The following is a 23158-nucleotide window of genomic DNA, read 5'->3' on the forward strand; positions in this document are numbered from 1 at the left end:
CGGAGATCCCTGTATGAGCGCCCTCACCACCACCTCGCCGCGCCCCGGCGCCGTTCTCGCGGACGCGCTGCCCTCGGCGGGCTCCTCCCGAGCGTTCGCGCGCACCGCCGCGCTCGTGCTGGGCGGCGCCGCGCTGACCGGCGCGGCGGCCCAGATCGCCGTGCCCGTTCCCGGCTCCCCGGTGCCGGTCACCGGGCAGACCTTCGCGGCGCTCCTCGTCGGCGTCGGGCTCGGCGCCCGGCGCGGCTTCCTCGCGCTGGCCCTCTACACCGTGGCGGGAATGGCTGGAATGCCGTGGTTCGCCGAATCCGGCTCCGGCGTGAGCATGCCCGCCTTCGGCTACGTCCTCGGCATGCTGCTCGCCGCCACCGCCGTCGGCGCCCTCGCCCGGCGCGGCGGCGACCGGAACGTGCCGCGCACCGCGGCCACCATGGCCGTCGGCACCGTCATCATCTACGCGGTCGGCGTGCCCTACCTGGCCCTGGCCACCGGCATGACGCTGACCGAGGCCGTCGCCGCCGGGCTGGTGCCCTTCCTGATCGGGGACGCGCTCAAGGCGGTCCTCGCCATGGGGCTGCTGCCCACCGCCTGGAAACTGCTCGGCGAACGCGACTGAGCCGGGCGACCGCCCCACCCGCCGAACCCCCTCGCGCGGGGGCCGAACAGCCCGCCGTGGCACGCCCGTTCGGCCCCCGGCACCGGCGGCCCGTGGCACCCGCCACGGGCCGCCGTCACGTTCGCGCTGGCCCGGCGGGCGGCGCCCCCCGGGGCCGTCATAGACTCGCCACATGCGCGTCTACCTCGGCTCCGATCACGCCGGCTACGAACTCAAGAACCATCTCGTCGCGTGGCTGGAGGCCGCCGGACACGAGCCCGTCGACTGCGGCCCGCACGTGTACGACGCCCAGGACGACTACCCCCCGTTCTGCCTCCGCGCCGCCGAGCGCACCGCCGCCGACGACACCGCGCTCGGCATCGTCATCGGCGGCTCCGGCAACGGCGAGCAGATCGCCGCGAACAAGGTCCGGGGCGTGCGGTGCGCGCTCGCCTGGAGCGAGGAGACGGCCAGCCTCGCCCGCGAGCACAACAACGCCAACGTGGTGAGCGTCGGCGCCCGGATGCACTCCTCCGAGGACGCCGTCCGCTTCGTCGACACCTTCCTGCGCACCCCCTACTCCGGGGACGACCGGCACACCCGCCGCATCGCCATGCTCAGCGCGTACGAGGACGACCGCGAGCTGCCCCCGATCCCGGACCACCACCCGCGCGGCTGAGGCCGCCGGGCGCGTGCGGTTCCGCGCCCGGACGACACCGAGGAGCCCCGGACCGGCCGACCGGGAGCCACCGGCGACCGGCGGCTTCCGGCCCCCGGCGCCGGGACGGCCCGGGGCCTGACACCGAAGGGGAGGGCAGGTGCCTGAGGGGCACACCATCCACCGGCTCGCCCGGGACTACGCGGCGCGGTTCGCGGGCTCCCCGGTGCGCGCCAGCAGCCCGCAGGGCAAGTTCTCCGACGGCGCCGCCCTGCTGGACGCCCAGCGCATGGAGCGGGCGGAGGCCCACGGCAAGCACCTGTTCCTCGGCTTCCTCGGCTCCTCCGGCCCGCCCGGCGCCCCGACGGACCCCGGCTCCTCCGGGGCCCCGGCCGAGGAACTGGCCTGGATCCACATCCACCTCGGGCTCTACGGCAAGGTCACCTTCGGCGAGGGCCCCGCGCCCGCCCCCGTCGGGCAGGTGCGGCTGCGCCTCCACACCGAGGACCACCACGCCGACCTACGCGGACCGACCCGCTGCGCACTGATCACCGAGGCCGAACGGCTCGCCGTCCGTGGCCGGTTGGGCCCCGACCCGCTGCGCGCGGACGCCGATCCGGACGCCGCCTGGCGGCGCGTCTCCCGCAGCCGGGTCACCGTCGCCGCGCTCCTGCTGGACCAGGCGGTCCTCGCCGGGGTCGGCAACGTGTACCGCGCCGAGGTGCTGTTCCGGCACGGCATCGACCCCTACCGCCCGGGGCGCGACCTGCGCCGCGAGGAGTGGGACAGCGTCTGGACGGACCTGACGCACCTGCTGCGCGAGGGGGTGCGGGTGGGCCGTATCGACACCGTCCGCCCGGAGCACACCCCGGAGGCGATGGGACGGCCCCCGCGCGTCGACGACCACGGCGGCGAGGTCTACGTCTACCGCCGCGCCGGACTCCCCTGCCACCTGTGCGGCACGGAGATCCGGGGGGCCGAGCTGGCCGCCCGGAACCTCTTCTGGTGCCCCCGCTGCCAGCGCCACTGAACCACCCGGCGCCCCGTCCCGGCGCCGCCTGGCCTAACGGCCCGGGGACCCCGCCCGGCGCGCCCGTCCCACCCGCACGTGCGGATGCACACAGCGTCAGAATCCCACGGCACGCCGGGAATCGACGGGTCACCGAGGGGGCGGCTAAGGTCCCGGGGCATGGCGAGACGCCGGACTGGCCGGACCCCTCCCACGGCACGGTGGCATCGGGCGCGCAAGGCGCTGCACCGGGCCCGGGTCGGTCTGCGCCGCTCCGCCGTCGACTACTTCCGGGGCGACGGCTCCGACTGGCTCGTGCTCACCGCGCTGCTCCTCGTGGTGCCCGCGCTGACGGTGGGGACCGTGCTGCGCCCGCTCTGGTTCGCGCCCGAGGCCCTGGTCCTGCCGATCATCGTCGGTGGGCTGCTGCTCCACCCCTCCAGCCTGCTCGCGCTGTACGCCGCGGCGGCCGTCGCGCTGATCGTCGAGTCCGAGGTGATGGGCCCGTACGACGACGGCGCGGGCCGGGTCACCCCCGGCACCGTGCTGGTGGTCGCCGCCGCCGGGCTCTTCGGGCTGCTGGTCGCCCAGTTCCGCGGCCGGGTGGGGGTGCCCTGGCGCGGTGGCGGCACCATGCTGTTCGACCTGCGCGAACGCATCCGCGTACAGAGCAAGCTGCCCAAGCTGCCGCCCGGCTGGCACCGGGAGATGGCGCTGCGCCCGGCGGGCGGCCAGTCCTTCTCCGGCGACTTCGTCGTCGCCGCGCGCACCGGCCCGCGCCGCCGCACCCTGGAGGTCGTCCTCACCGACGTCTCCGGCAAGGGCATGGACGCGGCCTCCCGCGCGCTGCTGCTGTCCGGGGCCTTCGGCGGGCTGCTCGGCTCGCTGCCCCCGCACGCGTTCCTGCCCGCCGCCAACGGCTACCTGCTCCGCCAGTCCTGGGACGAGGGCTTCGCCACCTCCGTCCATCTGGTGCTCGACCTCGACAGCGGGGACTACGAACTGCTGTCCGCGGGACACGTCCCCGCGATGCAGCTCAACGCGGGCACCGGCCGCTGGGAGGAGAAGGCCGCCGAGGGACCGCTGCTGGGCGTGTACGACGGGGCCACCTTCGAGGCCGTCCAGGGCACGCTGCGCTCCGGCGACGTGCTGATGCTGTTCACCGACGGCCTGGTGGAGCGGGCCGACCGCGATCTCGACGAGGGCCTGGACCGGCTCTGCGGCGAGGCCGACCGGTACGTGGTCTCCGGGTTCCAGGGCGTCGCCTGGCACCTGATCGAGGCCGTCGCCCGGGACGTCAACGACGACCGGGCGCTGCTCCTCCTCAGCCGCGACTGACCCCCGCCCCGCGGCCCCGGCCTACGCCCGCTGCCCGGGCCGACGCCCCCGCGCGTCACCCCGCTCCCGGGGCCCGGTCCGCCGGGGGCGCGCGTTCGCTGGCGTGCCCCCCGGTCGGTATGCTGCTGGTCAGCGGCCCGAGGGCGCACCGGCGACTCCGTCGTGGCCGGGCAGCCGGCGGCGAGGACGTGCCCCCGGCGTTCGGTGTGCGGACGCCCCGGGCGTGGCCCGGGGACGGTACGGGAGGAGGCCGTGACGCGCGGAGAGCCCCCCAGTCGACCGGCCGGTGTGCTCCCGTCACCCCCGCGTGCCTCCTGAGCCGGAGCGCCGGGTGGGAACGGTGCGGCACCGGTCCGCGCGCGACGGCACCCCACCCCTGGCACCCGGCAGAGGAACCCACCCATGAGCCCTCCTCTGACTCCTCCGGCCTCCCCGGCCCCCGAGGAGCGTCCCACCCGGCTGCGGGACGTCCTGGAGGCCCACGACCTGGAGGCCGCCCAGCGTCAACTGGCCACCGGCCCGGCCCACCTGGTCGCGGACGAGCTGGCCCGGCTGGAGTCGGTGGACGCGCTGATCGCGTTCCGGCTGCTCGACAAGGACCGGGCCCTCGCGGTCTTCGAGGAGCTGCACCCCGTCGACCAGCAGGACCTGCTCGCGGGCCTGCGCGGCCCGGCATTCCACGAACTGGTCGAGGCGATGGACCCGGACGACCGGGTCCGCATGCTCCGGGAGGCCCCGGCCAAGGTGGTCCGGCGGGTGCTGGAGGGACTCAGTGCCCGCGAACGCCGGGTGACCGCCGCCCTCCTCGGCTACCCGGAGCGTTCGGTCGGCCGCTGGATGACGCCCGAACTGGTGCCGCTGCACGAGGGCCAGACCGTCCAGCAGGCCCTCCAGCGGGTACGGGCGCGGGGCGCCGAGGCCGAGACCGTCTACACGCTGCCCGTGGTGGACGCGGGGCGCCGGCTGACCGGCGTCGTCGGACTGCGTGAACTGGTGCTGAGCGAACCGGACCGGCCGGTGTCCGAGCTGGCGGACAGCGAGGCGCCGTACGCCGTCGCCGCCGAACCGGCCGAGGACGCCGCGCGGCTGATGCGCGAGACCAACGTGCTGAACCTCCCGGTGGTGGACAGCGAGGGCCGTCTGGTCGGGCTGCTCACCTCCGATGACGCCCTGGAGGTCATCGAGGCGGCGGACACCGAGGACGTGGCCCGGCAGTCCGGTACCGCCCCGTGGGCCGGGCACTACATGGCGGCCACCGTCTGGCAGCTGGCCCGCTACCGCGTGGTGTGGCTGCTGTTGCTGCTGCTGGCCGCCGTGCTCACGGTCACCGTCACCCAGGCCTTCGAGGCCACGCTGGAGGAGGTGACCCAGCTGGCGCTCTTCATCCCGCTGCTCATCGGCACCGGCGGCAACGCGGGCGCGCAGGCGGCCACCTCGGTGGTACGGGCGCTCGCGGTGGGGGAGGTGCGCGCCTCCGACCTGCTCGCGGTGGTCTGGCGCGAGTGCCGGGTGGGGCTGGTGCTGGGACTGCTGCTGGCGGCCGTCGGCCTCGCGCTCGGCACCCTCTTCGTGGCCGCCGACATCGCGGTGGTGGTCGGCGTCACCCTCGTGATCATCTGCTCCTGGGCGGCCACCGTCGGCGGCACGATGCCGCTGCTGGCGAAGCGGCTGCGGATCGACCCGGCGGTGGTCTCAGCGCCGATGGTCACCACGCTGGTCGACGCCACCGGCCTGGTCATCTACTTCCTCACCGCCCGCCTCATCCTGGGCCTCGGCTAGCGTCCCCGCCCGGCACGCCAGGGGCGCCCGCCGGGTGTCCCGGTGTGGTGGCGCGCCCGCCGGAGGGACCCGGAACGACGTCGTGGGGCGGGGAGGCCCTGCCTCCCCGCCCCACGTGCGCGGTGCCTGCCGGTACTACGGGACGTTCCGCCGGTGTCGGCGGCCGACCGCTAGGTGTGCGCGCCCGGGGTCGGGGGCTGGGCCCGGCTCGGCCGCTCGTGCGCCCGGCTCGTGGGGCGGGCGTGCCGCCCGGACTGCTTCTCCCGCTTCCGCGCGGCCTCACCGGCGTCCCGCCGGAAGAACCAGTCGGCCTTCGGCTCGATGACGTACCGGAAGATCCGTGTCACCAGCGGGGTGCAGAGCACCGTCATCATCACCCCGGCGAGCACGGTGATCGCCACCCTGCTCAGCGGGTGGTCCACCCAGTCCATCTCGTACCAGTCGAACTGGCGCGAACCCTGGATGAAGAAGATGTGCAGCAGGTACGCGTAGAGCGTCCCGGCGCCCAGCGACGTGAACCACATCAGGCGCCGCGGGACCCAGGAGAGGAAGCAGACGGTCAGCACCAGGCCGCAGCCGAACAGCGCGAGGTACATCACGCCGCCCACCCAGGACGGGACGCCGAAGTCCTCCGCCGCCTTGTCGTGCAGGAACCAGCTCTTGCTCATCCTGGGCACGGCCCAGTAGGAGAAGAGGAGCGTGAGGGCGACGATCGGCACCGCGATCATCCGCATCTGCTTCCGCTTCACCAGCTCGAAGTGCTCGGGGCGCAGCAGCAGCCCCAGCACGAAGAACGGGAGGAACTGGAGGACCCGCATCAGGTTCAGGTCGGAGCTGATCGTCGGCGTGACGCTGGCGGCCATCCCCAGCGCGAGCGCCACCGGCAGCGGCCAGCGCAGCGTCTTCCAGATCGGCGTCGTCAGCCGCCAGATGAACAGGGCGACCAGGAACCACAGGGCGAACCCCGGCTCCTGGTAGTGGAACTCCCGGTCCGGGTTGTCCTGCGCCCACCGCATGAAGTACGTGTAGATCGTCTGGAGGATCAGGTACGGGATCGCGATACCGGTGATCAACCGCTTGATCTGGCCCGGCCGTGCCTCGAAGCTCCGCGAGAGGTAGCCGGAGATGAGGATGAAGGCCGGCATGTGGAAGGTGTACAGCACGAAGTACATCGCCTCGGCGGCCCGGCTGTCCTCGCGGAGCGGGTCCCAGGCGTGACCGATCCCGACCAGCAGGATCGTCAGGTACTTCGCGTTGTCGAAGAAGGGGTCCCGCGACTTCGCGGGCTTCTTCTGTGCCCTGGCGGGCGGTTCCGACGACTCGGGAGGCGTCTCGGTCCGGGACTCCTCACGGGCCGGGGGGAGCGGCGCCCGTTCATAACCAGCATGCAACATCCGGCGCACCATAGCGTTGAAACCTATGCGTCGTAAATTCTCGGCCTGCTCGTTGTTCTGCTACCCAGGGTCGAATTCGTGACACCGTGAACCACCGGATGCGGGGGAAGCCGCGTGCGACGCGAGGTTTGTCGCGGTAGTCCGGACTAAGAGCGCTATAAACCCCCAGTTCGGCGGGGGTTGACGAGGAAGCGGCGCGAGATGCGCCCCATATGTGACGCACTCCACAGCGCCTGTGTCCCGTAAGGGAATTGCGTCGGGACTGTGCACGGGGTGCCGCATCTATTGCACTTGGTGCCCCCGAATGCGGGTGCGCGGTGATCAGGCCGAATTCCGGGCCTGATTCCCGTGGTGGTCCGGTCCTGTCGCCCGGGGTGGCCGGGCCCCTCGCCGTTCGTTCCTGGCCCCGCCGCCCCCTGGTCAACGCCGTGCCGGGGCCAACGCCCCACGCGGCGCGGCGCGTTCGCGGCGCGAGCGCCGGGCGGGCGCCGGGCGCGGGGCGAGGTCGAACTCCGCCCGTACGCTGAGGCGTGCCGCCGGGACGCCACTCGGCCCCTGTGGCAGGGGAGTTGATGGCACGATGGGTGCGCGGGGTGCGAATCCCGTGGACCTGGCGTGGAGTTCGGACAGCGAGGGTGTGATCAGTGATGGCCATCTCAGTGTCTGTCGTCCTGCTGTTGGCGATCGTGCTGTTCCTCATGGTCCGCAACGGCAGCCTGAAATGGGGTCCGGCCCTCGTCGCCGTGCTCTTCGGCTTCTTCCTGGCCTCGACCGGCATCGCCCCGGACATACGGAGCTTCCTGAACCGGGTCGCCGAGACCGTCAACGGCATCAGTTTCTAGCCGCTGCTCGGCCACCCGTCGGCCACTGTTCGGCCGCCCTCAACCCCTCGCGCCACCGCCGGGCGCCCCCGCGCCCCCGCCCCGTCACCACCCGCCCCCTTCGGTCTCCGTGACCCCCTCACCAGGGCCGCCCCTCCCGCCGGCGCCCGGAGCGGCGCGCGGCATACGGGACGCGGTGGAACGGCGTGGGGAACGGTGTGGGGAGGGGTCTGGGGGGAGGGGGAAGCCGCGAGCGGGGGGAAGCCGCCCTCGACAGTGCGGCGCGACGGCGGAACGGACGGCGGAACGGCGGGGCAATGGCACGGCGGAGGGCCCGCCTTCGGAAAGGCGGGCCCTCGTGTGTGCCTCGGAGCGGGCGACGGGAATCGAACCCGCGTAGCTGGTTTGGAAGACCAGGGCTCTACCATTGAGCTACGCCCGCGAGCGCGTCCTCGCACGTCCCCTCCCGGAGATGCTCCCTCGGAGGTATTCCTTCGCGGGCTGTCTCTGGGCTGTTTCTGGGGGCGGGCTGGAACCGCACGGTGAGCATCGTACGGCATGTACTCTACGTGTCGCACCGACGGGGTGTGGCGCAGCTTGGTAGCGCGTCCGCTTTGGGAGCGGAAGGTCGTCGGTTCGAATCCGGCCACCCCGACCACGTACTATGAGAGACGCGCGTGCCTGTGCCGTGTTTTCGCGTCCGCGTGCCGCATCGCATCGGGGCGCCCTCAAGATCAACCCCAAGATGTCAGCCCCAAGGAGACCGACCGTGAAGAGCGCCGTGGAGAACCTGAACCCGACCCGGGTTCGGCTCACAGTCGAGGTGCCCTTCGAGGAGCTCAAGCCCAGCCTCGACGCGGCGTACAAGAAGATCAACCAGCAGGTCACGGTGCCTGGCTTCCGTAAGGGCAAGATCCCTGCCCGCGTGATCGACCAGCGTTTCGGCCGCGGTGCCGTGCTGGAGGAGGCCGTCAACGACGCTCTTCCGAAGCTGTACCAGTCCGCCGTCGAGGAGGGTGAGCTGAACCCGCTCGGCCAGCCCGAGGTGGACATCACGGAGCTGAAGGACAACGAGCTGCTGTCGTTCACCGCCGAGGTGGACGTCCGCCCCGAGATCGAGATCCCGGACTACTCCGGCATCGAGGTCGAGGTCGAGGTCGCCGAGGTCTCCGACGAGGACGTGGACGACGCCGTCAAGCAGCTCCGCGAGCGCTTCGCCTCCACCTCCGTCGTGGAGCGCGCCGCCGCCGAGGGCGATGTCGTCAAGGTCGACCTGGAGGCCCGGGTCGACGGCGAGGTGCTGGAGGACGGCGTCGCCAAGGGTGTCGACTACACCATCGGCTCCGGCGAGCTGCTGGACGGCATCGACGAGGCCGTCACCGGCCTGGAGGCGGGCGGCAGCGCCACCTTCACCTCGGAGCTGAAGGGCGGCTCGGCCGCCGGCAAGGAGGCCGAGGTCAAGGTCGAGGTGGAGACCGTCTCCGCGCGTGAACTGCCCGAGCTTGACGACGAGTTCGCTCAGCTGGCCAGTGAGTTCGACACCCTGGAGGAGCTGCGCGCGGACAGCCGCGAGCGGCTCGGTCGGCAGAAGAAGTACGAGCAGGCCACCCAGGCCCAGGAGAAGGTGCTGGACGCCCTCCTGGAGCTGACCGAGGTTCCGGTGCCCGAGAAGCTCCTGGAGGAGGAGATCGGCACCCGCAAGAGCAACCTGGTCAACCAGCAGCTCGCGCAGCTCGGCCTGGACCTCGCCACCTACCTCAAGATGCAGGAGAAGTCCGAGGAGGACTTCGACGCCGAGCTCAAGGAGCAGGCGGAGAAGGGCATTCGGACCCAGTTCGTGCTGGACGAGCTGGTCAGCACCGAGAAGCTGAACGTGAGCCAGGAGGAGCTGACCGAGCACCTCATGCGCCGCGCCCAGTCCTCCGGGATGAGCCCCGACCAGTTCGCGCAGGCCGTGGTCGAGGGTGGCCAGGTGCCGATGCTGGTGGGCGAGGTCGCCCGCGGCAAAGCCCTGGCGACCGTGGTCGACGCGGTCACCGTGAAGGACACCAACGGTGACGTGGTCGACCTCGACGACGAGGACGAGGCCGAGGCCGCCGAGGAGGCGACCGAGGCCGTGGAGACCGAGGCGGCCGCCGACTCCGCGAAGGCCGAGGCCGCTGAGGCCGAGGGCCAGGAGAAGGCCGGCAGCTGAGCCCGGCGGGCGGCGCGTCCGCCCACCGGTGAGGACGTGGCGAGAGGCCGCGGGCGTCGCAGGGCGTCCGCGGCCTCTCGTGCTCCCCGCCGGGCCCCGGCGGCGGTCTCGGGTCACCGTCCCACGGGCCGCCCGGGCCCCACCTGCGCTCACAGCGAACAGCTTCGGGACGGGGATGGCGTGGGACGGACACCGCGTTAGGGTCCAAGTACACGAAGACCCCAGCGACGGCCAGTACTCGCGCGGCCGTCCGGATACGAGCAGGTGGACACGTGACGCTTCCGATGCCTTCCGCCGCCGCTGAGCCCAACATTGGTGGTGGCCTCGGCGACCAGGTCTACAACCGGCTGCTCAACGAGCGCATCATCTTCCTCGGGCAGCCCGTCGACGACGACATCGCCAACCAGATCACCGCGCAGCTGTTGCTCCTCGCGGCCGACCCCGACAAGGACATCTTCCTTTACATCAACAGCCCGGGTGGCTCCATCCAGGCGGGCATGGCGATCTACGACACCATGCAGTACATCAAGAACGACGTGGTCACCATCGCCATGGGTCTCGCCGCCTCGATGGGCCAGTTCCTGCTGACCGCCGGTACCCCGGGCAAGCGTTTCGCGCTGCCGAACGCGGACATCCTCATCCACCAGCCCTCGGCCGGCCTGGCGGGCTCCGCGACGGACATCAAGATCCACGCCGAGCAGCTGCTCCGCACCAAGAAGAAGATGACGGAGCTCTCGGCGCTGCACAGCGGGCAGACCGTCGAGCAGTGGACCAGGGACGCGGACCGCGACCACTGGTTCACCGCCCAGGAGGCCAAGGAGTACGGCCTGATCGACGAGGTCTTCGCCTCAGCCTCCCAGCTTCCGGGCGGTGGCGGTACGGGCGCCTGAGCCCGGCACTCGCCGTCGACGACGGGTGCCCCCAGGCGCCCGCCCCTACCGCAGCCAGCTCATCACCAGGAGAACGCTCCGATGACCAACTCCCCCGAGGCCGGGTTCACGACGGGCCCGCTCGCCCGTTACGACGGCCCCTCCCCGCAGGCCCGCTACATCCTCCCGCGCTTCGTCGAGCGCACCTCGCAGGGCATGCGGGAGTACGACCCGTACGCGAAGCTCTTCGAGGAGCGGGTCATCTTCCTCGGCGTGCAGATCGACGACGCCTCGGCGAACGACGTCATGGCCCAGCTGCTGACGCTGGAGTCGATGGACCCCGACCGGGACATCTCGGTGTACATCAACTCCCCGGGCGGCTCGTTCACCGCGCTCACCGCGATCTACGACACCATGCAGTTCGTCAAGCCCGACATCCAGACGGTCTGCATGGGGCAGGCCGCCTCGGCCGCCGCCGTGCTGCTGGCGGCCGGTACGCCGGGCAAGCGGCTGGCGCTGCCGAACGCGCGCATCCTGATCCACCAGCCGTACAGCGAGACCGGCCGGGGTCAGGTCTCCGACCTGGAGATCGCCGCCAACGAGGTGCAGCGGATGCGCGTCCAGCTGGAGGAGATGCTCTCGAAGCACTCCACCCGCGACATCGAGCGGATCCGCGAGGACATCGAGCGGGACAAGATCCTCACCGCCGAGGAGTCGCTGGAGTACGGCCTGATCGACCAGATCGTCGCCACCCGCAAGAGCACGGCCGGAGTCTGAGTCCCGGCAACCCCCTTGGCCTGACCCGGTGTCCGGTGTACCGGCGCGACCGAGTCGGTCCAAGGGGGGCCCACTCCGGCCGTCCGGCAAGGTACCGTCGGAGAGCACGTACCTCGGTCCGTCCTGGGTGGCGGATCACAGGCGAAGGGGAAGCACCTCGTGGCACGCATCGGTGATGGCGGCGATCTGCTCAAGTGCTCGTTCTGCGGCAAGAGCCAGAAGCAGGTGAAGAAGCTCATCGCGGGACCAGGCGTCTACATCTGCGATGAGTGCATCGATCTGTGCAATGAGATCATCGAGGAGGAGCTGGCCGAGTCCTCCGAGGTGCGGTGGGACGAACTGCCCAAGCCCCGCGAGATCTACGAGTTCCTTGAGGGCTACGTGGTCGGCCAGGAGGCCGCCAAGAAGGCGCTCTCGGTGGCGGTGTACAACCACTACAAGCGGGTGCAGGCCGGGGAGAACGGCTCCGCCCAGGGCCGGGACGACGGCATCGAGTTGGGGAAGTCCAACATCCTGCTGCTCGGCCCCACCGGTTCGGGTAAGACGCTCCTCGCGCAGACGCTCGCCCGGATGCTCAACGTCCCGTTCGCCATCGCCGACGCCACCGCGCTGACCGAGGCGGGGTACGTCGGTGAGGACGTGGAGAACATCCTGCTGAAGCTGATCCAGGCGGCCGACTACGACGTCAAGAAGGCCGAGACCGGGATCATCTACATCGACGAGATCGACAAGGTCGCCCGGAAGAGCGAGAACCCGTCGATCACCCGGGACGTCTCCGGGGAGGGTGTGCAGCAGGCGCTGTTGAAGATCCTGGAGGGCACCACCGCGTCGGTGCCGCCGCAGGGCGGCAGAAAGCACCCGCACCAGGAGTTCATCCAGATCGACACCACCAACGTCCTGTTCATCGTGGGTGGTGCCTTCGCCGGTCTGGAGAAGATCATCGAGGCGCGGTCGGGCGGCAAGGGCATCGGCTTCGGCGCCGACATCCGCTCCAAGCGGGAGAGCGACGCCAGCGACCGGTTCGAGGAGGTCATGCCGGAGGACCTGGTGAAGTTCGGCATGATCCCGGAGTTCATCGGCCGCCTCCCGGTCCTCACCAGCGTGCACAACCTGGACCGCGAGGCGCTGTTGCAGATCCTGATGGAGCCGCGGAACGCGCTGGTCAAGCAGTACCAGCGGCTCTTCGAACTCGACGGCGTGGAGCTGGACTTCGACCGTCCGGCGCTGGAGGCCATCGCGGACCAGGCGATCCTTCGCGGCACCGGGGCGCGCGGTCTGCGCGCCATCATGGAGGAGGTGCTCAATTCCGTGATGTACGAGGTCCCGTCGCGCAAGGACGTGGAGCGGGTCGTCATCACCGAGGACGTGGTGCACTCCAACGTGAACCCGACGCTCGTGCCGCGCTCGCGGGGCACCGGCGAGGGCCAGCGGCACGAGAAGAGCGCCTGAGCCCCGCGCCCGACTCCGGGCCTGACGGCCCCCGTTCGGGCCGTGCCCGGCCGGTGTTCCCGGTGGCCCGCCCTCGTTGACGGATGTCGACGGAGGCGGGCCACCGCGTTGTGTGGGGGCGCCCAGCGGACGGCCGCGCGTGGTGGTGCCGCCTCCCCGGGTACGGCAACGGGCCCCGGGCGCGCGCCACGCGGGCACGCTCCCGGGGCCCGTCGGCCGGTGGGTGCGTCACTTCTCGACGCGCGCCTCCTTGTGCAGGTCCGCGGTGCTCGACGCGGCGTCGTCGACGCTGACCGACTTGCTGCCGGAGGTCGGGTCCATGGCGATGTGGGTGACGATGCCGACGGTGCTGTCGTCAGCCCAGACGCACATGACCATCCCACCGCCGACACCGGACCCGCCGGTGCTGCTCTCCCGGCACTTCATGGCGTCGCCCTCGAAGCCGTCGGGGTTGACCTCCTTCGCCTCACCGCTGGGGGAGGTGCCGCTCGACATGCCCTCGTCCATCTTCTCGAAGATGGAGTCGACGGCCTTGCCCGGGTCGTCGACCGAGCCCCAGGCCCCGGCGAAGCCCATCTGCGAGGTGCCCGCCTTGTACTGGGCGCTGATACTGCCCTCCACGTCCAGTCCGGTTACGTCCTTGTCCTTCTTGCCGCCGCCGAGCGCGCCCTCGCTGTCCTCGGTCTTGGGCTCGCCCTGCCGCTGGTAGTCGCCGACGCTCTGCGGCGCCTCCAGCTTGTACTGGCCACCGGCGAAGAAGAGGAAGTAGGCGCCGATGACGGCACCGACCAGCACCAGGGCACCGACGACGATGCCGATGGTCTTGCCCTTGTTGCCGCCGCCCTGCGGGGGCATCGGCATCCCCGGGTGGCCGGGCTGCCCGTAGGGCTGCTGCCCGTACGGACCGGGCTGGCCGGGCTGTTGCGGATAGCCGTAACCCTGCTGGGGCGGGACTCCCGGCTGTCCGGGCTGGCCGGGCTGCTGGGGGTAGCCGTACCCGGGCTGGCCCGGGGCTCCGCCCCCGTAGGGGCCCGGCTGTCCGGGCTGCTGAGGCGGCTGTCCGCCGTAGGGGCCGGGCTGGTTGTAACTCATGGCGGCGCTTCCTCCTAGGGAGCGGTTTCACGAAAGGACGCTCATGTGTGCTGCCCATCCTGGTGGACGGGCAGCGCCGTGCGCTGCCGGGGAGTCCGTACCGCAGCAGGGGTGTGACACCGCTGTGAGGTATCGGTGAAGCGCTCGGAGACCGCTCGGAGAGGGCGCGAGCGCGCCGCTCCCGAGCGGTGACGGCCGGGTCCCGGCCGGTGTCCGTCAGTTGATCTCGACGCGGGTGTCGTTCCGCACCTTGGCGAGCGTGCTGGCCGCCTCGGAGATGGGTGTGCCACCCGCCATCGCCGCGCTGGGGTCCATGACGATCGACCAGCCGACGGTGCTCTTGTCGCCCCACATGCAGATGGGCAGCTTGAAGCTGTCCGGGCCGGAGCCGCTGCCGCCCCCCATGTTGGTGAACGCCACGTTCTGGCACTTCATGATGGCGTTGTCCAGACCGGCGGGCTTGACCTCCTGCGGCTCGCCCTCCAGCTTCGCGGTGCCGCCGCCGCCCACCTCCGGGTCGTCGGTGGCCTCCTTCGAGAGCTTCGCGAAGGCGCCGTCCACCACGGCCTGCGGGTCGGAGATGGTGCCGTACACCCCGGCGAAGTTCAGCTTCTTGCCGGTGGAGCCGTTGCCGGACTCGTAGTTGGCGGAGACGCCCTCGGGGTTCTTCACCCCGAACTGCTCGAACTCCTTGAGGTCGCTGTCGCTCGGACCGGACCCGGAGGAGGGGCTCTTGGTGAACCCGGCGACCTGCTGCGGCGTGGTCAGCTTGTAGCGCTTGCCGTCGTCGGCGATCTCGCTGCTGTCGCCGCCACCGCCCTTGCCCTTGCCGCCCTTCTTGCCGCCGTCGTCATCGTCGTCGCCGGTGAACATGAGGACGCCGCCGACGATCGCGCCGACCACGACGATCGCGCCGACCACCAGGGCGATGGTCTTGCCCTTGTTGCCGTTGCCCTGCGGCGGGCCGGGCTGCTGGGGGTAGCCGTAACCACCGGGCGCCCCGGGCTGGCCGGGGGGCGTGCCGGGCGGGGGGTAGCCCGGGGCGCCGCCCTGCTGGGGCGGGACTCCCGGCTGTCCGGGCTGCTGGGGGTAGCCGTACCCGGGCTGGCCCGGGGCTCCGCCCCCGTAGGGGCCCGGCTGTCCGGGCTGCTGGGGCGGCTGTCCGCCGTAGGGGCCGGGCTGGTTGTAGCTCATGGCGGCGCTTCCTCCTGGGAGCGGTTTCACGAAGGGGTGCTCATCTGTGCCGCCCCTCCTGGTGGAGGGACGGGGCCGTGCGCTGCCGGGGGAATTCCGTACCACGGTGGGGCGTGACGCCCCGGTGCGGTGGCGGTGAAGCGCTCGGGGCCGTGGAGGGAGGGCGTCTGACGTGCCCTCCCCGGACGGCGGCGGCCGGTTCGGCCGGTCTTTCGGTCAGCTGATCTCGACCCGGGCTTCCTCCCGGAACGTGGTGAGGGTGCTGGCCGCCTCGGGGATGGGAACCGTGGCGCTCCCGTTCCCCGCGGTGGGGTCCAGCACCGCCCAGCCCATGGTGCTCTTGTCGGCCCACATGCAGACCGGCACTTTGAAGCTCCGGGGGCCGTCGAAGACGAGGTTCTGGCATTTCATGACGGCGTTCTCTAAGCCGTCGGGGTTGACCTCCCGGGGGGCGTCGCCCTCCATCTCGATGGACCCCTCGCTGCCGGGGCGGCTCTTCGTGGACTCCTTCGTGAGCTTCGCGAAGGTGCGGTCCAGCGTGGCCTCGGGGTCGGAGATGGTGCCGTACAGGCCGTAGAACTGGAGCTTCTTGGCGCCGCCGCCGGCCTCGTAGTTGGCGGAGACGGCGTTCGGGTCCCGCACGCCGAACCCCTCGAACTCCCTGAGGTCGCTCTCGTTCGCCTCGTCGGGGTCGTCGGTGGTGCTCTTGGTGAACCCGGCGGCCTGTTGCGGTGGGGTCAGCTTGTAGCGCTTGCCGTCGTCGGCGATCTCGCCGCTGCCGCCGCCCTTGCCGTTCCCGCCGCCGCCGTCGTCATCGTCGCCGGTGAACATGAGGACGCCGCCGACGATCGCGCCGACCACGACGATCGCGCCGACCACCAGGGCGATGGTCCTGCCCCTGTTGCCGCCGCCCTGGGGCGGGCCGGGCTGCTGGGGCGGACCGTAACCACCGGGGGCGCCGGGGCCACCGGGCTGGCCGGGGGGTGTGCCCGGCGGGGGGAAGCCGGGGGCGCCCGGGGGCTGCTGGGGGGCACCGGGCGGGCCGGGCGGCGGCTGCTGTCCGTACGGACCGGGCTGCCCCGGCTGTTGGCCGTATGGGCCGGGCTGGTTCGTACTCATGGTGGCGCTTCCCCCTCCGTTGGCCATACATACGTTGGCGCCTGCGCGCTCCCCATCCTTACGGATGCCGGGCTCCGGAAACCCAGCGGCCCCCCGGAATCGGTTCGGGGCCGCGACGGCGGCGCCCGTACACTGGCGGTCGTGACCGAGAACACTCAGCAGCGGTCCGGCCAGCCCGGACCCCACCCGAGCGCCCCCGCGGATCTGCCCACCCAGTACACACCGGCCGAGGTAGAGGGGACGCTGTACGAGCGCTGGGTAGAGCGAGGGTACTTCGAAGCGGACCCCAAGAGCGACAGGGATCCGTACACCATCGTGATCCCCCCGCCGAACGTCACGGGATCCTTGCACCTTGGCCACGCCTTCCAGCACACCCTGATGGACGCCCTCACCCGCAGGCGGCGTATGCAGGGCTACGAGGCGCTGTGGCTGCCCGGTATGGACCACGCCGGGATCGCCACGCAGAACAAGGTGGAGCAGCAGCTCGCCGAGGAGGGCAAGTCCCGGCACGACGTGGGCCGGGAGGAGTTCGTCGAGCGGGTCTGGCGCTGGAAGGAGGAGTACGGCGGCCGGATCCTCGGCCAGATGCGCCGCCTCGGAGACGGCGTGGACTGGTCCCGGGAGCGGTTCACGATGGACGCCGGGCTCTCCCGCGCCGTGCAGACCGTCTTCAAGCGGATGTACGACGAGGGCCTCATCTACCGGGCCGAGCGCATCATCAACTGGTGTCCACGCTGTATGACCGCCCTCTCGGACATCGAGGTGGAACACCAGGAGGACGACGGCGAACTGGTCTCCATCCGGTACGGCGAGGGTGAGGACTCCCTCGTCGTCGCGACCACCCGCGCGGAGACGATGCTCGGGGACACGGCCGTCGCGGTGCACCCGGACGACCCCCGCTACGCCCGTCTGGTCGGGAAGCGGATCGCGTTGCCGCTCACCGACCGCACCATCCCGGTCATCGCGGACGCCCACGTCGACCCGGAGTTCGGCTCCGGGGCCGTCAAGGTCACCCCGGCCCACGACCCCAACGACTTCGCGATCGGGCAGCGGCACGACCTGCCCGCGCTGACGGTGATGGACGAGCGCGGCGTGATCACCACGCACGGCCCCTTCCAGCACCTGGACCGCTTCGAGGCGCGCTCCTCGATCGTCGCGGCGCTGCGCGAACAGGGCCGGATCACCGCGGAGAAGCGGCCCTACCGGCACAGCGTGGGGCACTGCTCGCGCTGTAAGACGACCGTCGAGCCGCGGCTGTCCATGCAGTGGTGGGTGAACGTCGAACCGCTGGCGCGGGCGGCGGGCGACGCCGTGCGGGACGGCCGGACGCGCATCCACCCGGCGGAGATGTCCACCCGCTACTTCGAGTGGGTCGACAACATGCACGACTGGTGCATCTCGCGCCAGCTGTGGTGGGGCCACCGCATCCCCGTCTGGTACGGCCCGGACGGCGAGGTGCGCTGCGTCGGCCCGGACGAGGAGCCGCCCGGCGAGGGCTGGCACCAGGACCCGGACGTGCTGGACACCTGGTTCTCCTCCGGCCTGTGGCCCTTCTCCACCCTCGGCTGGCCGGACGACACCGCCGACCTCCGGCGGTTCTACGGCACCGACGTGCTGGTCACCGGGTACGACATCATCTTCTTCTGGGTCGCGCGGATGATGATGTTCGGGCTCTACGCGATGGACGGCGAACCGCCTTTCCACACCGTCGCGCTGACCGGCCTCGTCCGGGACGAGCACGGCAAGAAGATGTCCAAGTCCTTCGGGAACGTGGTCGATCCGCTGGAGTGGATGGAGGCGTACGGCTCGGACGCCCTCCGTTTCACGCTCGCCAGCGGCGCCAACCCGGGCACGGACGTGCCGATCGGCGAGGACTGGGTCAAGGCGTCCCGCAACTTCGCCAACAAGATCTGGAACGCCACCCGGTTCGCGCTGATGAACGGCGCCACGGTCGAGGGCCCGCTCCCCGCGGAGGGCGAGCTGTCTGCCGCCGACCGCTGGATCCTCTCCCGGCTCAACTCGGTGGTCGCCGAGGTCGACGCCCACTACGAGGACTACCAGTTCGCCAAGTTGAGCGACGCGCTGTACCACTTCGCGTGGGACGAGGTCTTCGACTGGTACGTCGAGCTGTCCAAGACCACCTTCGCCGCGGGCGGCCGGGAGGCCGAGGTGTCCCGCCGGGTGCTCGGCGAGGTGCTGGACACCACCCTGCGGCTGCTCCACCCGATCGTGCCGTTCGTCACCGAGGAGCTGTGGACGACCCTCACCGGGGGCGAGTCGCTGGTCGTCGCCGCCTGGCCCGCGGACTCCGGCTTCCGGGACCCGGCGGCGGAGGCGGAGATCGCCACCCTCCAGCAGGCCGTCACCGAGGTCCGTCGCTTCCGCGCGGACCAGGGGCTCCAGCCCGGTCAACGGGTCCCGGCCCAGCTGGAGTTGGCGGGCACCCCGCTCGTCGCACACGAGGAGGCGATTCGCCAGCTCCTCCGGCTCCAGCCCGCGGGCGGTGAGTTCCAGCCGACCGCCTCGCTGCCCGTCGCCGGGGCGACGGTCGCGCTGGACCTCTCCGGCGTGATCGACATCGAGGCCGAGCGCAAGCGGCTGACCAAGGACCGCGACGCGGCCGAGAAGGAGCTGCGTCAGACGAGCGCGAAGCTCGGCAACGAGGGTTTCCTGGCCAAGGCGCCGGAGGAGGTCGTCGCGAAGATCCGGGACCGCCGGGCCGCGGCGGAGGCGGATATCGAGCGCCTCACCGCCCAGCTGGAGCGCCTGCCCCAGCGCTGACGCGTCTCCGAACACCGCCGAGGGGCGCCCGGGTCTGCCCGGGCGCCCCTCGCGTCGCGGAACGGACAGTCGCGGAGCGGACCGGGGAGCCGGGGCAGCGGCGGCGCGGCCCTGCTCAGGCGGTGTAGGCCAGCGCCTCGGCGCGCACCGGGTGCTCGAACTCCAACCCGCCCGCGTAGCGGGCCAGTTCCGCGAGCGCCGCCTCCCCGAGCCGGGGCAGCTCGCCCGCGAGTGAACCGGCGATGTGCGGGGTCAGCAGGACGTTCGGCAGCTCGTACAGCGGGGAGTCGGTGGGGGGCACGTCCGGCTCCGTCACGTCGAGCACCGCCTGGAGCCGCCCGGCGCACACCTCCTCCAGCAGCGCCTCCTGGTCGACCAGCGAACCCCGCGCGGTGTTGACGAGGGTGGCGCCGTCCGGCATCAGGGCCAGTCGCTCCCGGCTCAGCAGCCCCCGTGTGGACGGCAGTTGGGGCGCGTGCACACTCACCACGTCCGAGGCCGCGCACAGTTCGTCCAGCGGGACCAGCCGCGCGCCGAGCGCCGCCGCCCCGTCCTCGTCCAGCGCCGGGTCGGTGACCAGCAGCCGCAGCGCGTGGGGCCGCAGCAGCTCCAGCACCCGCCGGCCGATGGCCGAGGCGCCCACGATCCCCACGGTGCGCTGGTAGTTGCCCGCCTGGGGCCAGCGCGCGTACCAGTCCGACGAGGCGGTACGCCGCCTCCGGTATGCGTCCGCGACCTCCCAGACCCGCTTGTTGGCGAACAGCACGGCCGCGACCGTGTACTCGGCGACGGGCAGGGCGTTCGCCCAGGCGGCGGAGGAGACCGTGATGCCGCGCCGCCACACCGCGTCGGTGACGTGGTGCTTCACCGAGCCCGCCGCGTGGATCACAGCGCGCAGCCGGGGCGCCGCGGCCAGCACCGTCTCGTCCAGCGGTGGGCAGCCCCAGCAGGTCACCAGCACCTCGGCGGTGCGCAGCGCCGCCGCGGACCGGGGAGCGGAGAGGTCGTCGGTCACCAGGTCCGGGTCCAGCCGGGCGAGTTCGGTGAGCCGGGCGCGCAGCGGCGGTGGCAGCAGCCGCTCCGCGACCTCGGGCGTCATCGCCAGCAGCGCCTCGGGGCGGTGTGCCGGTTCCGGTTCCGTGCGGCTGGGGTTCACTGCGCGCTCCTGACGGGCCCACGCGGGGCGGACCGCGGTCGGGGTGGACGGGTGCGGGCGCCGGGCGCCACGGGTGCGGGGCGCGGTCACGGGCTGACCGGCCCCGGGGCCGGTGGTGGGCTCCGGCGTCATCCTTGGCAGCGCGGTGGCCCCCGTCAAGAGCGCGGCCCGAGGGGAGGAGGCGGGGTGGGGCCGACGGGCGGAGGGCGGGAGCTGCGAGCGGGCGGACGGCGGCGAGCGGGACGGGCGGGGACGGGCGGGAGGGGCGCGGGGAGCGCGCGCCGGGCCGCGCGGACCGGGTCCTGCCGCGCCCCACGCCCGCGCGGACGCCCACGGGGCCATACGTAGACTGGGCGGCGTGAGCGACGAGCCCCGGCCCCCGCGGCCTGACCCCCACGACGGCCCCGATGACGACGCTGGCGCTCCCCTCCCCTCCGCTGGCGGGGAGTTCGAGGAGTTCGAGAGCATCGTGGGCGAGGAGACCGACCGCGACCCCGACCTGGCCGTGATCGAGGCGGGCAGCCGCACCCTGCGGGCCCAGGCCGGGCCGCCGCAGGGCGATCCGGTGCCCTCCCGTCCCGCCGATCCGGAGCTGGACCGGCGGCTGGCCGAGGTGGAGGCCGAGCTGGCCACCCGCTGGGGTGAGACCAAGCTGGATCCCTCGGTGCGGCGGATCGCCGCCCTGGTGGACGTCCTCGGGGAGCCGCAGCGCTCCTACCCGGCGATCCACCTGACCGGCACCAACGGCAAGACCAGCACCGCCCGCATGATCGAGACCCTGCTCGGCGCCTTCGACCTGCGCGTGGGCCGGTACAGCTCGCCGCACGTCCAGTCGATCACCGAGCGGATCAGTGTGGACGGCGCCCCGCTCCCCGCCGAGCGCTTCATCGAGACCTACGAGGACGTCCGCCCCTACGTCGAGTTGGTGGACGCCAGCGAGGAGTACCGCCTCTCCTTCTTCGAGGTACTGACCGGGATGGCGTTCGCGGCCTTCGCCGACGCCCCGGTCGACGTGGCCGTGGTCGAGGTCGGTATGGGCGGCACCTGGGACGCCACCAACGTGGTGGACGGGGACGTCGCCGTGATCACCCCGATCAGCCTGGACCACACCGACCGCCTCGGGGGCACTCCGGAGGAGATCGCGGTGGAGAAGTCCGGGGTCATCAAGCCGGACGCCGCCGTGGTGCTGGCGCAGCAGCCGGTGGGCGCCGCCTCGGTGATGCTGAAGAAGGCGGTCGAGGTCGACGCGACGGTCGCCCGGGAGGGCCTGGAGTTCGGCGTCACCCAGCGGGAGGTGGCCGTCGGCGGCCAGCTGCTGACGCTGCGCGGGCTCAACGGCGACTACCCGGACGTCTTCCTCCCGCTGCACGGCGCGCACATGGCGCACAACGCGGCGGTCGCGCTCGCCGCCGTCGAGGCGTTCTTCGGAGTCGGCCGGGAGGGCACCCGGACGCTGGACCCGCAGGTGGTGCGGGAGGCGTTCGCCGCCGTCAGCTCCCCGGGACGGCTGGAGCTGGTCCGCTCCAGCCCGTCGGTGCTGCTGGACGCCGCGCACAACCCCGGTGGGGCGGTGGCGACGGCCGAGGCGGTCACCGAGGCGTTCGGCTTCAGCCGGCTCGTCGGGGTCGTCGGCCCGAGCGGCGGCAAGGACGTACGGGGGCTGCTGGAGGCGTTCGAGCCGATCTTCGCCGAGGTGGTGGTGACGCGGAACTCCACCTACCGGGCGATGGACGTGGACGAGCTGGCGGCGCTGGCCGTCGAGGTCTTCGGGGAGGAGCGGGTCCAGGTCGAGCCGCGGCTCGACAGCGCGCTGGAGGAGGCCATCACCCTGGCCGAGGAGGAGGGCGAGTACGCGGGCGCCGGAGTCCTCGTCACCGGTTCGGTGATCACCGTGGGTGAGGCGCGGCTGTTGCTCGGCGGGCGGGGAGGTGCGGCATGAGAACGCTCTGCGCCTCCACGCTGATCGGGGAGTTCTTCGTGGTCGGCTTCGCCGGGCTGGTCGCCATGCAGACCACCGACCTGTCCACGGGCACGGTGTGGACGGTGAGCGGGATCGCGATGGTGCTCTGCCTGCTGCTGTGCGGGGTGCTGTCCCGGCCCGGCGCGGTGGGGCTGGGCTGGGTTCTCCAGGCCGGGCTGGTCGCCGCGGGGTTCGTGGTGCCCACGATGTTCTTCCTGGGCGCCTGTTTCGCGGGGCTGTGGTGGGCCTCCATCCACTACGGCCGTAAGATCGACGAGGCGAAGGCCGCCGCCCGGGCGGCGTAGCGGCGGCCGGTGGGTGCACCGGTGCCCGTCCCGCGCGCCCGCCCCTGTAGCCTCTGGGCCCCGCCGTCCGGCCGTTGCCCGGGCGAGGTCCGCGCGGGCTGCCGCGCGGTGGCCCGTGTCCCAGCCCGAGTCGTATCCGCAAGGAGCCCCACATGTCCCAGCGCACCCTCGTTCTCCTCAAGCCGGACACGGTTCGCCGTGGTCTGGTGGGCGAGGTCCTCAGCCGGATCGAGGCGAAGGCGGGGTGGAGCATCGTCGCGATGGAGCTGCGCACCCTGGACCGTTCGACGCTGGAGACGCACTACGCGGAGCACGAGGGACGCCCGTTCTACGCGCCGTTGATGGAGTTCATGGCCTCCGGTCCGTCGGTCGCGCTGGTCGTCGAGGGGGAGCGGGTGATCGAGGGGGTGCGGACGCTGGCCGGTCCCACCGACCCGATCGCGGCGGCCCCCGGTTCGGTGCGGGGGGACTTCGGGACCATCGTGCGGGAGAACCTGATTCACGCCTCGGACTCGGAGGAGTCGGCCGAGCGGGAAATCAAGATTTTTTTCCCGGAGGGTGACGCCGCGGTCTCCTGAGGATTCCGCGAGCCGAGTCTCGCCGGTGACCTGGAACGACCGATTCCAGGGCGGGGATGCCGGGCATGGCGCCGCGCGAACGGGGGAACG

Annotated in this window: 19 protein-coding genes and 2 tRNA genes; 15 read left to right on the forward strand and 6 right to left on the reverse strand. The window is 72.2% G+C overall.

Annotation, left to right across the window (positions count from 1 at the left end):
* Positions 1-13: 13 nt before the first annotated feature.
* From E0L36_RS02555 to mgtE, 5 genes are all read left to right on the forward strand, one after another.
* Complete coding sequence (locus E0L36_RS02555) at positions 14-616, forward strand: biotin transporter BioY (RefSeq protein ID WP_180927204.1); 603 nt, start codon at positions 14-16, stop codon at positions 614-616.
* Between the two features lie 172 nt (positions 617-788).
* Positions 789-1274, forward strand: a complete 486-nt coding sequence (locus tag E0L36_RS02560) for a ribose-5-phosphate isomerase (RefSeq protein ID WP_180927205.1) — start codon at positions 789-791, stop codon at positions 1272-1274.
* Between the two features lie 139 nt (positions 1275-1413).
* Positions 1414-2283, forward strand: a complete 870-nt coding sequence (locus E0L36_RS02565; protein WP_180927206.1) for an Fpg/Nei family DNA glycosylase — start codon at positions 1414-1416, stop codon at positions 2281-2283.
* 159 nt (positions 2284-2442) lie between these two features.
* On the forward strand, positions 2443-3600 hold the full coding sequence (locus tag E0L36_RS02570) for a PP2C family protein-serine/threonine phosphatase (protein WP_180927207.1): 1158 nt from the start codon (positions 2443-2445) through the stop codon (positions 3598-3600).
* 402 nt (positions 3601-4002) lie between these two features.
* Positions 4003-5379: a magnesium transporter gene (mgtE, locus tag E0L36_RS02575; protein WP_180927208.1), complete on the forward strand. Its 1377-nt coding sequence runs from the start codon at positions 4003-4005 to the stop codon at positions 5377-5379.
* Positions 5380-5549: 170 nt separating this feature from the next.
* On the opposite strand, the gene E0L36_RS02580 is transcribed toward mgtE, so the two are convergent.
* The gene (locus tag E0L36_RS02580; protein ID WP_180927209.1) at positions 5550-6785 is read right to left on the reverse strand and encodes an acyltransferase family protein; all 1236 of its coding nucleotides are present in this window, start codon (positions 6783-6785) and stop codon (positions 5550-5552) included.
* A gap of 635 nt (positions 6786-7420) precedes the next feature.
* On the opposite strand from E0L36_RS02580, the gene E0L36_RS02585 reads away from it, so the two are divergent.
* Positions 7421-7615, forward strand: coding sequence for a hypothetical protein (locus tag E0L36_RS02585; protein ID WP_180927210.1), 195 nt, complete (start codon positions 7421-7423; stop codon positions 7613-7615).
* Positions 7616-7965: 350 nt separating this feature from the next.
* Here E0L36_RS02585 and E0L36_RS02590 read toward each other — a convergent pair.
* Positions 7966-8036: transfer RNA gene (locus E0L36_RS02590), tRNA-Gly, on the reverse strand.
* Between the two features lie 139 nt (positions 8037-8175).
* Between E0L36_RS02590 and E0L36_RS02595 the strand changes: the two genes are divergently transcribed.
* The 5 genes from E0L36_RS02595 (at position 8176) to clpX (ending at position 12883) form a co-directional block, all read left to right on the forward strand.
* Positions 8176-8252, forward strand: a tRNA-Pro gene (locus E0L36_RS02595).
* A 111-nt stretch (positions 8253-8363) separates the two neighbouring features.
* A complete protein-coding gene (gene tig, locus E0L36_RS02600; protein WP_180927211.1) occupies positions 8364-9788 on the forward strand; it encodes a trigger factor in 1425 nt (474 codons plus the stop codon).
* Positions 9789-10072: 284 nt separating this feature from the next.
* Positions 10073-10678 (forward strand): ATP-dependent Clp protease proteolytic subunit, encoded by a 606-nt coding sequence (locus E0L36_RS02605; RefSeq protein ID WP_180928550.1) that lies wholly within the window; start codon positions 10073-10075, stop codon positions 10676-10678.
* Positions 10679-10759: 81 nt separating this feature from the next.
* On the forward strand, positions 10760-11434 hold the full coding sequence (locus E0L36_RS02610) for an ATP-dependent Clp protease proteolytic subunit (protein ID WP_180927212.1): 675 nt from the start codon (positions 10760-10762) through the stop codon (positions 11432-11434).
* A gap of 159 nt (positions 11435-11593) precedes the next feature.
* Positions 11594-12883 carry an ATP-dependent Clp protease ATP-binding subunit ClpX gene (gene clpX, locus E0L36_RS02615; RefSeq protein WP_180927213.1) on the forward strand — a complete coding sequence of 430 codons (1290 nt, stop codon included), beginning with the start codon at positions 11594-11596 and terminating at the stop codon, positions 12881-12883.
* A 228-nt stretch (positions 12884-13111) separates the two neighbouring features.
* On the opposite strand, the gene E0L36_RS02620 is transcribed toward clpX, so the two are convergent.
* The 3 genes from E0L36_RS02620 to E0L36_RS02630 form a co-directional block, all read right to left on the reverse strand.
* Positions 13112-13975: a hypothetical protein gene (locus E0L36_RS02620; protein WP_180927214.1), complete on the reverse strand. Its 864-nt coding sequence runs from the start codon at positions 13973-13975 to the stop codon at positions 13112-13114.
* 216 nt (positions 13976-14191) lie between these two features.
* The gene (locus tag E0L36_RS02625; RefSeq protein WP_180927215.1) at positions 14192-15169 is read right to left on the reverse strand and encodes a hypothetical protein; all 978 of its coding nucleotides are present in this window, start codon (positions 15167-15169) and stop codon (positions 14192-14194) included.
* Positions 15170-15385: 216 nt separating this feature from the next.
* Positions 15386-16288 (reverse strand): hypothetical protein, encoded by a 903-nt coding sequence (locus E0L36_RS02630; protein WP_180928717.1) that lies wholly within the window; start codon positions 16286-16288, stop codon positions 15386-15388.
* A 141-nt stretch (positions 16289-16429) separates the two neighbouring features.
* Between E0L36_RS02630 and E0L36_RS02635 the strand changes: the two genes are divergently transcribed.
* A complete protein-coding gene (locus tag E0L36_RS02635; protein WP_180927216.1) occupies positions 16430-19069 on the forward strand; it encodes a valine--tRNA ligase in 2640 nt (879 codons plus the stop codon).
* 115 nt (positions 19070-19184) lie between these two features.
* Here the strand turns inward: E0L36_RS02635 and E0L36_RS02640 are convergent, their stop codons facing one another.
* Positions 19185-20168: a hydroxyacid dehydrogenase gene (locus tag E0L36_RS02640; RefSeq protein WP_258016002.1), complete on the reverse strand. Its 984-nt coding sequence runs from the start codon at positions 20166-20168 to the stop codon at positions 19185-19187.
* Between the two features lie 415 nt (positions 20169-20583).
* Between E0L36_RS02640 and E0L36_RS02645 the strand changes: the two genes are divergently transcribed.
* From E0L36_RS02645 to ndk, 3 genes are all read left to right on the forward strand, one after another.
* Positions 20584-22164: a folylpolyglutamate synthase/dihydrofolate synthase family protein gene (locus E0L36_RS02645; RefSeq protein ID WP_180927218.1), complete on the forward strand. Its 1581-nt coding sequence runs from the start codon at positions 20584-20586 to the stop codon at positions 22162-22164.
* Positions 22161-22490, forward strand: coding sequence for a DUF4233 domain-containing protein (locus E0L36_RS02650; RefSeq protein ID WP_180927219.1), 330 nt, complete (start codon positions 22161-22163; stop codon positions 22488-22490). The genes E0L36_RS02645 and E0L36_RS02650 overlap by 4 nt, the downstream gene beginning before the upstream one ends.
* 152 nt (positions 22491-22642) lie before the next feature.
* Positions 22643-23068 carry a nucleoside-diphosphate kinase gene (ndk, locus tag E0L36_RS02655; protein WP_180927220.1) on the forward strand — a complete coding sequence of 142 codons (426 nt, stop codon included), beginning with the start codon at positions 22643-22645 and terminating at the stop codon, positions 23066-23068.
* Positions 23069-23158: the final 90 nt, after the last annotated feature.

Source organism: Streptomyces sp. AJS327 (genome assembly GCF_013450295.1).
Taxonomy (GTDB): Bacteria; Actinomycetota; Actinomycetes; order Streptomycetales; family Streptomycetaceae; genus Streptomyces.